Consider the following 13,922-nt stretch of genomic DNA (forward strand, 5'->3'; position numbering starts at 1 on the left):
AAACCTGCGGAGCGCAGACATCGAGCCGCTGCTGGGGGCAGGGCTCGATGCCGGCCGGTTACTGCGGCAGCACTTCGAAGGTAGCGCTGTAGCTGGCACGGCGAGTGGTCGCTGGGGCGATCACGTTCTGCTGCGTGTCCAGCTCGGATTCCAGCCAGTACATACCCGCCTGTGGCCAGGTGATCGCAACCTTGCCGTCGGTGTCGGTGGTGAATTTCATCTCGGCCAGGTCGTCACGGTAGCGGTTGCCGCCCGGAATGACGCTGACTTCAATATCGGCGGCGGGCTTGCCATCGAGCAGAAAGACGAACTCGGCCGCTTCGCCCGCGAAGAGGTCGTTGGGGTGGGTGACCGGCGATAGCTCCAGCCCCTGGCCGGTGGGCACGAGGACGCCTTCGCTGGGGTTGCCGGAGGTCACGAAGACTTCCATGCGGTTGCTGCGCTGCGAGACCTTGAGCTCTTCGGCATCCTTAGGCACCTGGGCTGCGAAGTCTCCGGGGGTGCCCATCCAGCGGCGCTGCTCGCCGTTTTCCTTGTAGCTGGCGAACAGGCCGTCGTTGGCGATGGCCAGCTTGTAGGTACCTTTCTGGGTCAGGTGGACATCGAAGGTGCTGCGATAGCGGCCGACGGCGCCGTTCTCGGCCTTCTGCTGGCTTCCGTCTGGGGCGATGATCTGCAGTTTGGCGCCAGGGCGACGCATGGGCGCCGCGCTCGCCTGGGGCGGGGTGGCGGGCTTGTCCTTGTCGGCGCTGGCAGGCGGTGGCGTCTGTGGACCGGGGCGTCCCTGGCCGGGTTGACCGATGCCTTCGATCTGCAGCGGGAAATGCTCGAAGTAAAAGAGGTCGTTGGAGACCGCGGCGTCGACGGTGATCCACGGGTCCTCACCCGACAGCACGGTGGCGGAGGGCAGCATCCAGGCCCGGTGAGCCTGGGCGGAGAGCGGCAGGCAGACGGCCAGCGCGAGAGCGGTCCACTTGATCATCGGTTTCATGGGGCGTCCTTCGGTCAGGGTTTGAGCGTGAGAGTGAGTTTGCCCAGTTCGCTTTCGCCCTGGGCCAGTTCGGTAGCGGCCTGCCTGGGCGGCCAGCTGAAGGGCAGGCGCAGCAGTTCGCGGCCACCCACTTCGCGGGCGGCTTCGACCACCACGCGGTAATCGCCGGCCGGCAGATCCTTGAACGGCGCCTGCCCGTCCGAATAGGTCAGCTTGTGCACGCCGACGGCACGGGTCGCGCCGCTGATGCCGTCCACCGGCATTTCCAGGCTGCGGCCGCTGCGCCGCCACCATTGGCGCAGGTCCTTGAGCCACTTTTCGCCTTCCTTGTCCTTGAGCTTGGTGTCGTACCAGACGGCGAGGTTGGCGACGTGGGTCTGGTCGGGCGCCTCCAGCCAGATCGCCACGTACGGGCGATGGTATTCGGCCACCTGAAGACGCGGGATTTCCACGCCGAGTTCCAGGTCCGCCGCCATCAGCGACGTGCTGCACAGCGCGAGGGGCAACAGCAGGTGTTTACGCATCACGAGTCCTTCAGTGGATGAATAGCAGGGCCAGCAGAACGGGGATCACCAGGCCTGCACCCACCAGCGGCCAGGTGCCGGGGCGGGCGCCGGCGTGGCGTTGCAGAAGCAGCAGGCCGGTGAGGCTGAATAGCACGCAAGCGACGGCGAAGACATCGATGAACAGGCTCCAGGCGAGCCCGGTGTGGCGGCCCTTGTGCAGATCGTTGAACCAGGAGATCCAGCCCCGGTCGGTGCGCTCGTATTCCAGCTCGCCGCTGTCCAGGTCCAGACTCAGCCAGGCGTCGCCGCCTGGGCGGGGCAGGGCGATGTAGAGCTCGCCATCGGACCACTCGGCCTCGCGCCCGGCGAGGGAGATGTCCAGTTCACTTTCCAGCCAGCCGCGTAGCGCCGCGGGCAGGCCCTGGGCCGGCGGCGCGTCCAGCAGGGCTCGCTGCAAGGGCTCGGGCAGACGCGCCTCCTGATGATGCACCTGGGCGCGGGATTCGATGCTGGCGGCGTGGTTGAGGGTGATGCCGGTGATCGCGAAAAGCAGCATGCCCACCAGACACAGCGCGGAGCTGATCCAGTGCCACTGGCGGAGGGTGCCAAACCAGAGTCGCGGCATGGGTTTCCTTGTTATGGGCGTCGCGAAGAGGTGAGGATTCTAGGCCTGGCGCGACGCGAATACTAAGAATTTACCAACGGCATACATTCTCGTTTGACCGTATGCCGTATGCCGTATGCCGTATGCCGTTGGCCGCTGTCCCGCCCCGAAACGAAGAACGCCACCTGAGCGGTGGCGTTCGGAGCGGCGTTCTGAATCAGAACGTGAAGTTGGCGGACAGCCAGAGGCGGCGGCCTTCTTCCAGCACGCCCGTGGTGGACTGGGTGCTCTGGATATAGTCGGTGCCGTAGGCGGTACCGTTGGGCGCACCGTTGTTGGCATAGGTCGTATAGGCGCGACCCCTGACGAAGTCCTTGTCCAGTAGGTTGTAGATCGTGGCGTTGAGCGTCACGTTCTCCGAAGCCCTGAACGAGCCACCCAGGTGAAACAGCGTATAGGCCTTGGTGTTCTTGCCCAGGGTGTCGTAGATCGACTGGTTGGTGGAGTAGCTGCCGTTGGCATTGGCCAAGTTGTCGTACCCGGAGGTGAAGCGCGCCCGTTCGCCACGGTATTCGCTCTTCAGCCACAGATTGAGGCGGTCGGTGGTCTGCCAGCGCAGCTGGGCATTGGCCAGGTGTTCCGGAGTATTGGTGAGGGGCTCGCCTTTGTTGTCCCCGCTCTTCTGCTCGCTATCCGTGTAGGTGTAGTTGGCGCTCAATGTCCAGGCCGGCGCGAACTGCCAGCTTCCCGCCAGTTCCAGGCCTTGGGTCACCGCTTCGTCGACATTGATCTGCTGAGAGCAGGTGCCACCGGTGTTGCCTGCGCACAGTGGGTCCGAGATCGGGTCTCCAGCGGCGATCTTGTCCTTGAACTTGTTGTGGAAGAGGGTGGCATTGGCATTGAAGCCGGCCAGGTTGTCGAAGTAGACACCGAATTCGGTGCTGGTGGTGGTTTCCGGTTCCAGGTTCGGGTTGCCGATGGTGATGATCGCGCCTTGGCCGGTAGCACCGTTGATGCCGCCATGCAGGTCGTTCAGGTCTGGAGTACGGTAACCGCGGCTGACGCCGCCCTTGAGAGTCCAGCTGTCAGCAGCATTCCAGACCAGGTAAGCGCGAGGGCTGACATGACCACCGAACGCCTCGTGGTCGTCGTAGCGGGCGCCCAGGGTCAGTGCCAGATCGTCGCGCAGGCGCCATTCGTCTTCGGCGAACAGTGCCCAGGTCTTCTGTTCGAAGTCGGTCTGGGCGATGCCATCGGTCATCTCGGCCTTCCACCACTGGGCGCCGACCGTGCCGATATGGGATTCGCCGATCGGCGCGACCAGTTTGGTATCGAACACGAGGTTGGTGGTTTCCAGCTCGCGGGCGGCGCCGCCGGTCGCACCGGGCACAGACGTCGGGGTTCCGATGGTGCCTGGAATGGTACGGCCGATGGTTTCGGTGGTGTTGTGCATCAGGCTGGAGTCCAGAGTCCCGAAGCCCAGGCGTGCGGTGTGGGTCAACGCGACCTGCTCGCGCTCGAAGCGCAGCTCGTCGGCATAGCCGCTAGCATTGGTGGAAGGAGCCGTGCAGCTGTTGTTCAGGCCGTCGAGCGTGCCAAGCTGACATTCGTCGTTGTTGTAGACCTGACGGCCACGCTCCACATCGAGCGCGAAATCGTGGTTCTCGTGGGGCGTCAGATCCAGGCGCGCCCCGAGGTTGTGTACACGCCCCTCGACCGGCGATGGGCCGCGCTTGCTGACATCGACGCCGTTGCCGTAGGACAGGTCGGACTCGTCCCGGTTGAACACGCTGCCGCGCAGCTGCAAGCCGAGCAGGTTGTCGATCAGCGGCCCGCTGGCGTACAGGCTTGCGTTGCTGGTGTTACCGAAATCGCGGTTTTCCTGGAAGGTGTGATCTAAGGTCAGGGAGCCACCCCATTCGTTGGCGACCTTTTTGGTGATGATGTTGATTACGCCACCCATGGCATCGGAGCCGTAGAGTGTCGACATCGGACCGCGAATGACTTCGATGCGCTCGATGGCGGACAGCGGCGGCATGAAGCTGGTGCTGGTTTCGTTGAAGCCGTTGGGGGTGACGTTGCCGGCGGCGTTCTGGCGGCGCCCGTCGATCAGGATCAGGGTGTACTGGCTCGGCATGCCGCGAATGCTGATGTTCAGACCTCCGGTCTTGCCGGTGCCCTGGCCGATGTCGATGCCTTCCACGTCGCCCAGCGCCTGGGCCAGATTGTTGTAGCGCTTCTGTTGCAACTCCTCGGCGCTGATCACGCTGATGCTCGCGGGCGCGTCGGTCACCTTCTGTTCGAAGCCCGAGGCCGTCACCACCGTAGTGCCCAGCGTGACCGGATTTTCCTGAGCGAGGGCGCAGAGACTGCAGCCCAGCACCGTACCGGCGACGGCAGAACGGGCGAGAGGCGATGGCATGGTCGAGCTCCTTTCGGATGTAAATTAGGAGCCGCATGATAATTATTCGCAATCGCCGTTGGAGCGCCTGGTTGCGTTCCCGGGCGCTGCAAAGCCTTCAAATGAGCTGGAGACCTTGCAGCGTCTCGCTTACAGCTTTATTGCAAGACATGTCTGTTACATATTCGCTATGGAAGGAGCCCCTTTTGGCCCCAGTCGGCGCGTGCTGCGTCACCGATGCTGAGCGGCGCGAGTTGCGTTCCCACGCCGGGAGCGTGAGAACGACCAATCAACGCGAGCTTGGAATGATCCAAGAGATTCCCGTCACGCATTCGCTATGGAGGGGGCCCTTTGTTGCGCGACGTCCTCCGCGTAATGGCAGGCGACCTGGCGTTGGTCCAGCGGACGGAACTCGGGCACTTCGCTGCGGCAGCGCTCGGTCGCGTACGGGCAGCGTTTGTGGAAGACGCATCCCGACGGCGGATCGAGGGGGTTGGGCAGTTCGCCGGCGATCTTGATCCGCGGTTTCTCCGGGTTACGCCGGATGCTCGGGGTCGCTGCCAGCAGTACCTGGGTGTAGGGATGCAGCGGCCGGCCGTAGATGAGCTCCGCCGGGCCCATTTCCATCGGGCGGCCCAGGTACATCACCAGCACTTGATCGGCCACGTGGCGAACCACGGCCAGGTTGTGGGAGATGAACACGTAGCCGGTACGAAACTCTTCCTGCAGGTCCATGAACAGGTTCAGCACCTGTGCCTGGATCGACACGTCCAGCGCCGAGGTCGGTTCGTCCGCCACCAGCACCTTCGGCTGCAGCATCATCGCCCGGGCCAGCGCGATGCGCTGGCGCTGGCCACCGGAAAACATGTGCGGGTAGCGCTGGTAGTGTTCTGGACGAAGGCCCACCTGCTGCATCATGGCCTGGACCTTCTCGCGCCGCTCGGCACGTGACAGCGAGGTGTTGATCAGCAGCGGTTCGCCGAGCTGGTCGCCGATCTTCTGCCTTGGGTTGAGCGAGGCATAGGGGTTCTGGAAGACCATCTGCACGTCCTTGCGCAGCTGCTTGCGGGCGGCCTTGTCGGCGCCGGCCACTTCCTGGCCGGCGATCTGCAGCGAGCCTGAGGTCGGCTCCTCGATCAGGGTCAGCGCCCGGGCCAGGGTCGACTTGCCGCAACCCGATTCGCCGACCACCGCCAGGGTCTCGCCCGGTTGCAGTTCGAAGGACACGCCGTTGAGCGCGCGGACCGTGGCGGTCGGCTTGAACAGGCCACGGGAGATCTCGTAGTGGCGAGTCAGGTCGCGGGCAGAGAGCACGCTGCCCGGCGAGGTGTGTTCAGTGTGCATGAAACTCTCCAGCGGGGCGGCTCGGGCGTTGGGCTTCCGGCAGGACCTGCGGCGTCTCGCCGGCGGCCATGTTGCGCGGGAAGAAGCAGCGCACCGCGCCGCGGTCATAAGGCTCCAGCGCCGGGCGCTCCTGGCAGCGCGGCTGCGCGTAGGGGCAGCGGGGCGAGAGCAGGCAGCCGGACGGCCGGTCGTAGCGGCCTGGGACGATACCCGGCAGCGTCGCCAGCCGTGGCGTGTCGGAATGCTCGGGAATGGAGGCGAGCAGCGCCTCGGTATAAGGGTGGGCGGGCGCCTCGAAGAGGGTCGGCACTTCGCCCATTTCCACCGCCTGGCCGGCGTACATCACGCAGACTCGCTGGGCAGTCTCGGCGACCACGGCCAGGTCATGGGTGATCAGGATCAGCGCCATGTTCTGGTCGCGTTGCAGGTGGAGCAGCAGGTCCATGATCTGCGCCTGGATGGTCACGTCCAGCGCGGTGGTCGGCTCGTCGGCGATCAGCAGTTGAGGTTCGCCGGCGATTGCCATAGCGATCGCCACGCGCTGGCTCATGCCGCCGGACAGCTGGTGCGGATAGGCGTCGAGGCGGCTCGCCGCGGCCGGGATCTCGACCCGCTCGAGCAGCTCCAGCGCGCGCTGACGCGCCGCCTTGCCCTTGAGCCCGAGGTGCTGGCGCAGCACTTCTTCGATCTGAAAACCGACGGTGTAGCTGGGGTTCAGCGCGGTCATCGGGTCCTGGAACACCATAGCCAGGTCCTTGCCGATCAGCCGCCGACGTTGGCGACCCTTGAGCGACAGCAGGTCCTGGCCGGCGAACTGCAGGCGGGTGGCATTGACCTTGCCGGGTGCGTCGATCAGCCCCATCAGGGCCATCATGGTGACCGACTTGCCGGAGCCGGACTCACCGACGATGGCGAGGACCTCGCCTTTGTCCACCGAGAGGTCGAGGCCGTCGACCACCGGAGGCGCGCTGGCGTCGCCGAAGCGCACCGAAAGGTTCTGGATTTCGAGGAGGCTCATGGGCGGGTCTCCGTGCTGAAAAGAGTAACGCGGGTGCGCCGGGCCGAGGCCGGCGGCGCATACGGGAAAACAGGCATGCTCGAGACCCTCAGGCGGCGTTCTTCAGCTTCGGATCCAGCGCATCGCGCAGGCCGTCGCCCATCAGGTTGATTGCCAGCACGCTGAGCAGAATCGCCAGGCCCGGCAGCGAGACGACCCACCAGGCACGCTCGATGTAGTCGCGCGCCGAGGCCAGCATGGTGCCCCACTCGGGCGTCGGCGGTTGCACGCCCAGGCCGAGGAAGCCCAGCGCCGCGGCATCGAGGATCGCCGAGGAGAAGCTCAGGGTCGCCTGTACGATCAGTGGCGCCATGCAGTTGGGCAGCACACTGACGAACATCAGCCGCAGGGTGCTGGCGCCGGCGAGGCGCGAGGCGGTGACATAATCGCGGTTGAGCTCGGTCATCACCGCGGCGCGGGTCAGACGCACGTAGGAGGGCAGCGAGACGATGGCGATGGCGAAGATGGTGTTGATCAGGCCGGGGCCGAGGATGGCGACGATGGCGACCGCCAGCAGCAGCGACGGCAACGCCAGCATGATGTCCATCAGCCGCATGATGAACGGGCCGAGCCTGGTCGGCGAAAAGCCGGCCAGGAGACCGAACAGGATGCCCGGAATCAGCGAGAAGACCACTGACGCCAGGCCGATCAGCAGCGACAGGCGCGCGCCATGGATCAGCCGCGAGAGCATGTCGCGTCCCAGTTCGTCGGTGCCCAGCAGGAATTGCGTAGTGCCGCCCTCGGCCCAGACCGGAGGGGTCAGCAGGAAGTCGCGGAACTGCTCGCTGGGGCTGTAGGGCGCGACCCAGGGCGCGAAGAGCGCGCAGAAGACCAGCAGCAGCATGTACAACAGGCCCGCCAGCGCGCCCTTGTTGTGGCAGAAGGCGCTCCAGAATTCGCGCAGCGGCGAAGGGTAATAGGATGTCGGCTCGGCGGCCGGCAGGGTTTCGGCGGTATTCATCTGCAGCCTCCTTTAGCGTTGGTGGCGAATGCGTGGGTTGGCCAGGCCGTAGAGGATGTCCACGGTGAAGTTGACCAGGATGACCAGACAGGCGACCAGCAGGATGCCGTTCTGCACCACCGGGTAGTCGCGCGCGCCGATCGACTCGATCAGCCACTTGCCGATGCCCGGCCAGGAGAAGATCGTCTCGGTCAATACGGCGCCAGCGAGCAGCGCGCCGACCTGCAGGCCGAACACCGTGAGCACCGGGATCAGCGCATTGCGCAGGGCGTGGACGAACACCACGCGCTTGGGAGAGAGGCCCTTGGCGCGGGCGGTGCGGACGTAATCCTCGCGCAGGACTTCGAGCATCGCCGAGCGGGTCATCCGGGCGATGACCGCCAGCGGGATGGTGCCCAGCACGATGGCCGGCAGGATCAGGTGGCGCAGGGCATTGAGGAAGGCGCCTTCTTCGTCGGAAAGCAGGGTGTCGATGAGCATGAAACCGGTCACCGGCTCGATGTCGTAGAGCAGGTCGATGCGGCCTGACACCGGTGTCCAGCCGAGGCTCACCGAGAAGAACATGATCAGGATCAGGCCCCACCAGAAAATCGGCATCGAATAGCCGGTCAGCGAGAGGCCCATCACGCCGTGGTCGAACAGCGAGCCTCGTTTGAGTGCGGCGATCACGCCGGCCAATAGGCCGAGGGTGCCGGCGAATATCAGAGCGGCCAAGGCCAGTTCGACCGTGGCAGGAAACAGCGTGGTGAACTCGTCCCAGACGCTGGTGCGGGTACGCAGCGACTCGCCCAGGTCTCCCTTGGCAAGCTTGCCGATGTAGTCCAGGTATTGCGCGTAGAGCGGCTTGTTCAGGCCAAGACGCTCCATCGCCTGGGCATGCATTTCCGGGTCGACCCGGCGCTCGCCCATCATCACTTCGACCGGGTCGCCGGGGATCAGTCGGATCAGCGCGAAGGTGAGCAAGGTGACGCCGAAGAACGTGGGGATAAGCAACCCCAGTCGGCGCATGACGAAACTAAACATCGTGGTGAGTCACTCCTCGTTAGGCAAATCCGCCGACGCTTGTGGCGCCAGCGGGTGCGTTTCTTGTTATCCGAGCCCGACCGGTAGGTCGCGCTGCGGTTTTCGCATGTCACCGCACCCGGGTCCTGGCGAAGTTGTTGTTGCTCATCGGGCTGATGGTGTAGCCCTCGACCGTGGTGCGCCGCACATTGAACAACCTGGGGTGCGCCAGGGGAATCCAGGGCGACTGAAGGTGGAATACACCCAGGGCCTTCTGGTACAGCGTGGCGCGCTCGGCCGGGTCATTGGCCGCTCGCGCCTTGCCGATCAGCGCCTCGAACGTCGGGTCGCACCAACGTGCCTGGTTTTCCCCGGTTTCGGCCGCCGCGCAGCTGAGGTTGGGGCTGAGGAAGTTGTCAGGATCGCCGTTGTCCCCGGCCCAGCCGAGCAGCACCAGGTCATGCTCGCCGGCCTTGGCGCGCTTGAGCAGTTCGCCCCATTCCAGCGAGCGGATGGTCAGGGTGATGCCAGCCTTGGCCAGATCCGCTTGCATCATCTGTGCCGCAAGGGCGGGGTTAGGAATCGTTGGCGAGCTGCCGTTCCGGATGAAGAGGTCGATCCTGAGATCCTTCACGCCCGCCTCGGCGAGCAATTCACGGGCGCGCTCGGGATCGTGTGGCCAGCCGTCGACATCGTGGTTGTAGCCTAGCAGCGTTGGCGGGTAGGGCATTACCGCCGGGCTCGCGGCCCCCGGCCCGAACACCGCGCCGAGCAGCGATGGCTTGTCGATGGCCAGGTTGATGGCTTGACGCACGCGTACGTCGTCGAGCGGTTTGCGGGTGGTATTGATCGCGACATAGGTGGTCAGCAGCGCGTCGATCTCGTCCACCGCGAGGTTGGCGTCCTGCTTGAGCTGTGCCACGTCCTGCGGTTTGGGATAGAGCGCCAGCTGGCATTCGTTGGCCCGCACGCGCTGCAGGCGCACGTTGGGGTCGAGGGTGATGGCGAAGATCAGGTTGTCCAGCTCGGGCTTGCCTTCGAAGTAATCGGGGTTGGCCTTGAAGCGGATCTGGGCGTCCTTCTGGTATCGGCCGAACACGAATGGGCCGGTGCCGATCGGCAGGTTGTTGAGCTGCCCCTGCGTGCCCGCCGCGAGCAGCTGGTCGCCGTATTCGGCCGAATAGATGGAGGTGAACGGCATCGCCAGGTCGGCGAGAAACGGCGCCTCCGGGCGGGTAAGGGTGAAGCGCACGGTCAGGTCGTCGAGCTTCTCGATGCGATCGATCAGCTCGCCCAGACCCATGGAGTCGAAGAAGCCGTAACCGCGTGCGGCCGATTCATGCCAGGGGTGCTTGGGATCGAGCTGGCGCTGGAAGCTCCAGAGCACGTCATCGGCATTCATCATGCGGCTCGGCGTGAAGTAGTCGGTGCGGTGGAACGGCACATCGGGGCGCAGATAAAAGGTGTAGGCCAGGCCATCGTCACTGATCTCCCAGCGTTTCGCGAGGCTTGGTTCCAGCTCGGTGGTGCCGGGCTTGAACGCCAGCAGGCGGTTGAACAGGGTCTCGCCGGCGGCGTCTGCGGTCACCGCGCTGGTGTACTGGACGACATCGAAGCCTTCGGGACTGGCCTCGGTGCACACGGCCAGGCTCTTGGCCTGGACCAGCGGCGCGCCGGCGGCGAGGGCGAATACCAGAGGTAGATAGCGCAGGGTCGAATGCATGGAGCTTCTCCTGAGAAGCCGGGCGTAACCGAGGTTGCGCCCGGCCCGTCGCGATCAGAGCAGGTTGAACGGGAAGGTGCTGACGATGCGCAATTCGTCGACGCTGCCGTCGATCTGGTCCTTGCTCGCCCGGTGGGACATATACATCACCTTGAAGGTGCTGTCCTTCAAGGCGCCGCCCTGCACCTTGTAACCGCCGGTGATGCCGTACTCATGATGACGCTCACCGTCCATCGCGCGCACTTCGGCGTAGTTACCGTAGGCGCCGTTGCGGTCGCCGTCGTAATGAGTGCCGTCGATGTCCCAGCCCTTGGCATACCACAGCGCGGTGGTGAACCCGGGAATGCCGAAGTAGCTCCAGTCGGTGTCGTAGCGGATCTGCGCGGATTTCTCGTTCGGGCTGTTGAAGTCCGACAGAAGCGAGTTGGCCAGGTAGATGGCCGCAGTCTCGTGAACGTAGTCGAAGTACTCATCGCCGTCGACCTGCTGCCAGGCCAGCGTTAGCCCGTGGGCCTGATGGCCGAGGGTGAACGCCAGGCTCCAGGTGTTGTTGTCGATGTAGCCGGCCTCGCGCGAACCGGTGTCGGTGGTACGGTAGCCATTGAAGGCGGTGCGCAACGATAGGGTCTCGCGGTCGCCCAGGTCGTGGGTGATGCCCAGGTAATACTGGTTCCAGACATCCTCGAAGCGGCCAGCATAGGCAGAAATCTCGAGGTCGTCGGCCGCCTTGTAGGTGCCGCCGAGGTAGTTGTAGCGGTCGCCGCGGGCTTCGCGGGTGCCGTATTCGGTGGTCAGCGGCTCGTCGCCGGAGCCGGTCCGCGGGCTCACGCGACGGAAGCTGCCGGCCTGCAGGGCGAGGTCGTCCAGCTCCTCGCTGGTCACCGCGTAGCCGGTGAAGCTCGACGGCAGGGCGCGGTTGTCGATGTAGTTGAACACGGGCGTGTCGACCAGGAAGCGCCCGGCCTTGAGCTCGGTGTTGGAGACACGCAGGCGCACGTCCGCGACGCCCAGCTTGGACCACTCGTCCACGCCACGGCCCTCGCTGGCCAGGGTGCGATTGCCGCCACCACCGATGCGCCCCTTGCCGCGTTCGAGGTTGATCGCGTTGAAGGCGGCGATATCCACACCGATACCCACCGGGCCCTGGGTGTAGCCGGAGCTGTATTTGAGCACGGTGCCCTGCACCCAGGCGCGGCGGGTATGGGTCAGTTCCGAACCGCCGTCCTTGGGGATGCGAAAGTAGAAGCTGTCCTGCATCTGCTCGCGGGAGGCGAAATTGCGGGTGGTCAGCGTCAGCTCCTGGCCCTCGAAGAAGCCGGTGGCGCCGGCCTGGCCACGCACGGGCTCGTCGACCGTCGGGAGCCGCTGGATTTCGGTCACCGGGCTTGGGTTTTCCGGCGTCGGGGTGACGTCTGGCTGGGTTTCGAGGCTCTGGGCATGGACGCTCATTGCGATCAGGCTCAGACCGAGGATGCTGCCGGTACGAAAGGGGTGCTTCATTGCATGGCTTCCTGTTTCAGTTCTTGTTGAACGCAACGACACCCAGCCCTGCCGGATCCGGTCTGATGACGGGTCTGGGGCATGACGACGAGCATCCTTGCGGACTTTTGGCAGGCGTGCGGAAACACTCACCGGTCTTTGCCGGTAGAGCGAAAAAAACGTCTTGTTATGGAATTGGAAGGTTGCGGTGGGCGGTCAGGGCCCGCCCACCGCCAGGTTCAACGGGTGTTCTCGACCCCGTAGAAGGAGTTGCGTCCGAAGGGGCTGATCTCGAAACCCTTCACGCTGGTGCGCATCGGCTGGTACACCGTGGAATGCGCGATCGGGGTGATCGGGACTTGTTCCTTGAGGCGATGCTGGGCCTTGACGTAGAGCTCCGTGCGCTCGGCCTGGTCGGTGACGCGCTTGGCTGCCGTGACCAGCTTGTCGTATTCGGGATCGCACCACTTGGAGAAGTTGTTGCCGTCCACCGAGTCGCAGCCATAGAGCGTGCCGAGCCAGTTGTCCGGGTCACCGTTGTCGCCAGTCCAGCCGATCAGCATGGCGTCGTGCTCGCCAGCGTGGGCACGTTTGATGTACTCGCCCCATTCGTAGCTGACGATGCGCGCCTTGATCCCGACTTTGGCCCAGTCGGCCTGCAGCATCTCGGCCATCAGCTTGGCGTTGGGGTTATAGGGCCGCTGTACCGGCATCGCCCACAGCGTGATCTCGGTGCCTTCGGCGACGCCGGCGGCCCTGAGCATCTCGCGGGCCTTGTCCGGGTCGTAGGCGGCGTCCTTGATCGTCTCGTCATAGGACCACTGGGTCGGTGGCATGGCGTTGACCGCCAGCTGGCCGGCGCCCTGGTAGACCGCTTCGATGATGGACGCCTTGTTTACCGCCATGTCCAGCGCCTGGCGCACTTCGAGCTTGTCGAACGGCGCGCGGGTAACGTTGTAGGCGATATAGCCCAGGTTGTAGCCGGGCTCGGTGGGGACGTTGAGGTTCGGGTCCTTGAGCAGCGCTTCGAGGTCGGCCGGACGCGGGTTCAGAGTGATCTGGCATTCGCCTGCGCGCAGCTTCTGGGCACGCACCGAGGCGTCGGTGCTGATGGCGAAGATCAGGTTGTCGAGCTTGACGTCGCTCGGGTTCCAGTACTCCTTGTTGCCCTTGAAGCGGATCTGGGCGTCCTTCTGGTAACGGCTGAACACGAACGGGCCGGTGCCGATCGGCTTCTGGTTGATCTCCGAAGCCTTGCCGCTTTCGAGCAGCTGGTTGGCGTATTCGGCGGAGTGGATGGCGGCGAAGTTCATCGCCAGGTTTTGGATGAAGGCGGCGTCCACGTTGTTCAGGACGAATTTCACGGTCAGGTCGTCGACCTTTTCGATACTCGCGATGTTCTTGTCCAGGCCCATGTCGACGAAGTAGGGGAACTCAGTGGCGTAGGCCTTGCGGAACGGATGCTCCCTGTCGAGCATGCGATTGAAGGTGAACAGCACGTCGTCGGCGTTGAAGTCACGCGTCGGCTTGAAATATTCGGTGCTGTGGAAGCGTACGCCGGGGCGCAGCTTGAAAGTGTAGGTGAGGCCGTCTTCGCTGATCTGCCATTCGGTCGCCAGCGCCGGCTCGGCCTTGGTGCCGCCGCGCTCGAACTGGGCCAGGCGATTGAACACCGTTTCGGAGGCCGCATCGAAGTCGGTGCCGGTGGTGTACTGGCCGGGATCGAAACCGCCTGGGCTGCCCTCGGAGCAGTAGACCAGGTTGCTGGCCGCATAGCTGAGAGGCGAACCGAGGATCAGTCCAGCTGCGAGCAAAGCCCGGATTGGGGTGTTCAAGCGCATGCAAAACCTCATT

The 13,922-nt window shown here is 64.7% G+C and carries 11 protein-coding genes; all 11 read right to left on the reverse strand.

From position 1 onward, the window contains the following. Window positions 1-58: 58 nt before the first annotated feature. Window positions 59-991, reverse strand: coding sequence for a DUF4198 domain-containing protein (locus G7026_RS00845; protein ID WP_181068746.1), 933 nt, complete (start codon window positions 989-991; stop codon window positions 59-61). A gap of 14 nt (window positions 992-1,005) precedes the next feature. Then, window positions 1,006-1,515: a DUF2271 domain-containing protein gene (locus G7026_RS00850; RefSeq protein WP_181068747.1), complete on the reverse strand. Its 510-nt coding sequence runs from the start codon at window positions 1,513-1,515 to the stop codon at window positions 1,006-1,008. A 10-nt stretch (window positions 1,516-1,525) separates the two neighbouring features. Next, window positions 1,526-2,122 (reverse strand): PepSY-associated TM helix domain-containing protein, encoded by a 597-nt coding sequence (locus G7026_RS00855; protein ID WP_181068749.1) that lies wholly within the window; start codon window positions 2,120-2,122, stop codon window positions 1,526-1,528. A 196-nt stretch (window positions 2,123-2,318) separates the two neighbouring features. Further along, a complete protein-coding gene (locus G7026_RS00860; protein WP_181068751.1) occupies window positions 2,319-4,523 on the reverse strand; it encodes a TonB-dependent receptor domain-containing protein in 2,205 nt (734 codons plus the stop codon). Between the two features lie 303 nt (window positions 4,524-4,826). Beyond that, window positions 4,827-5,846: a peptide ABC transporter ATP-binding protein gene (locus tag G7026_RS00865; protein WP_181068753.1), complete on the reverse strand. Its 1,020-nt coding sequence runs from the start codon at window positions 5,844-5,846 to the stop codon at window positions 4,827-4,829. Then, window positions 5,836-6,864, reverse strand: a complete 1,029-nt coding sequence (locus G7026_RS00870; protein WP_181068755.1) for an ABC transporter ATP-binding protein — start codon at window positions 6,862-6,864, stop codon at window positions 5,836-5,838. Before G7026_RS00870 ends, G7026_RS00865 begins: the two co-directional genes overlap by 11 nt. An 88-nt stretch (window positions 6,865-6,952) precedes the next feature. After that, window positions 6,953-7,864, reverse strand: coding sequence for an ABC transporter permease subunit (locus G7026_RS00875; RefSeq protein WP_181068757.1), 912 nt, complete (start codon window positions 7,862-7,864; stop codon window positions 6,953-6,955). Between the two features lie 12 nt (window positions 7,865-7,876). Then, complete coding sequence (locus G7026_RS00880) at window positions 7,877-8,887, reverse strand: ABC transporter permease subunit (protein WP_181068758.1); 1,011 nt, start codon at window positions 8,885-8,887, stop codon at window positions 7,877-7,879. A gap of 109 nt (window positions 8,888-8,996) precedes the next feature. After that, a complete protein-coding gene (locus G7026_RS00885; RefSeq protein ID WP_181068760.1) occupies window positions 8,997-10,589 on the reverse strand; it encodes an ABC transporter substrate-binding protein in 1,593 nt (530 codons plus the stop codon). 54 nt (window positions 10,590-10,643) lie between these two features. After that, a complete protein-coding gene (locus G7026_RS00890) occupies window positions 10,644-12,089 on the reverse strand; it encodes an OprD family outer membrane porin (RefSeq protein ID WP_181068762.1) in 1,446 nt (481 codons plus the stop codon). A gap of 218 nt (window positions 12,090-12,307) precedes the next feature. Continuing rightward, on the reverse strand, window positions 12,308-13,909 hold the full coding sequence (locus G7026_RS00895) for an ABC transporter substrate-binding protein (protein ID WP_181068763.1): 1,602 nt from the start codon (window positions 13,907-13,909) through the stop codon (window positions 12,308-12,310). Between the last annotated feature and the right edge of the window lie 13 nt (window positions 13,910-13,922).

The sequence above is a fragment of the Stutzerimonas azotifigens genome (genome assembly GCF_013522725.1).
Lineage (GTDB): Bacteria > Pseudomonadota > Gammaproteobacteria > Pseudomonadales > Pseudomonadaceae > Stutzerimonas > Stutzerimonas azotifigens_A.

Bases quoted from the DNA above. Each gene is read 5' to 3' on its own strand.
- G7026_RS00860 (WP_181068751.1), bottom strand. From the start codon at position 4,523: ATGCCATCGCCTCTCGCCCGTTCTGCCGTCGCCGGTACGGTGCTGGGC.
- G7026_RS00875 (WP_181068757.1), bottom strand. From the start codon at position 7,864: ATGAATACCGCCGAAACCCTGCCGGCCGCCGAGCCGACATCCTATTAC.
- G7026_RS00895 (WP_181068763.1), bottom strand. From the start codon at position 13,909: ATGCGCTTGAACACCCCAATCCGGGCTTTGCTCGCAGCTGGACTGATC.
- G7026_RS00885 (WP_181068760.1), bottom strand. From the start codon at position 10,589: ATGCATTCGACCCTGCGCTATCTACCTCTGGTATTCGCCCTCGCCGCC.
- G7026_RS00890 (WP_181068762.1), bottom strand. From the start codon at position 12,089: ATGAAGCACCCCTTTCGTACCGGCAGCATCCTCGGTCTGAGCCTGATC.
- G7026_RS00865 (WP_181068753.1), bottom strand. From the start codon at position 5,846: ATGCACACTGAACACACCTCGCCGGGCAGCGTGCTCTCTGCCCGCGAC.
- G7026_RS00855 (WP_181068749.1), bottom strand. From the start codon at position 2,122: ATGCCGCGACTCTGGTTTGGCACCCTCCGCCAGTGGCACTGGATCAGC.
- G7026_RS00880 (WP_181068758.1), bottom strand. From the start codon at position 8,887: ATGTTTAGTTTCGTCATGCGCCGACTGGGGTTGCTTATCCCCACGTTC.
- G7026_RS00845 (WP_181068746.1), bottom strand. From the start codon at position 991: ATGAAACCGATGATCAAGTGGACCGCTCTCGCGCTGGCCGTCTGCCTG.
- G7026_RS00870 (WP_181068755.1), bottom strand. From the start codon at position 6,864: ATGAGCCTCCTCGAAATCCAGAACCTTTCGGTGCGCTTCGGCGACGCC.
- G7026_RS00850 (WP_181068747.1), bottom strand. From the start codon at position 1,515: ATGCGTAAACACCTGCTGTTGCCCCTCGCGCTGTGCAGCACGTCGCTG.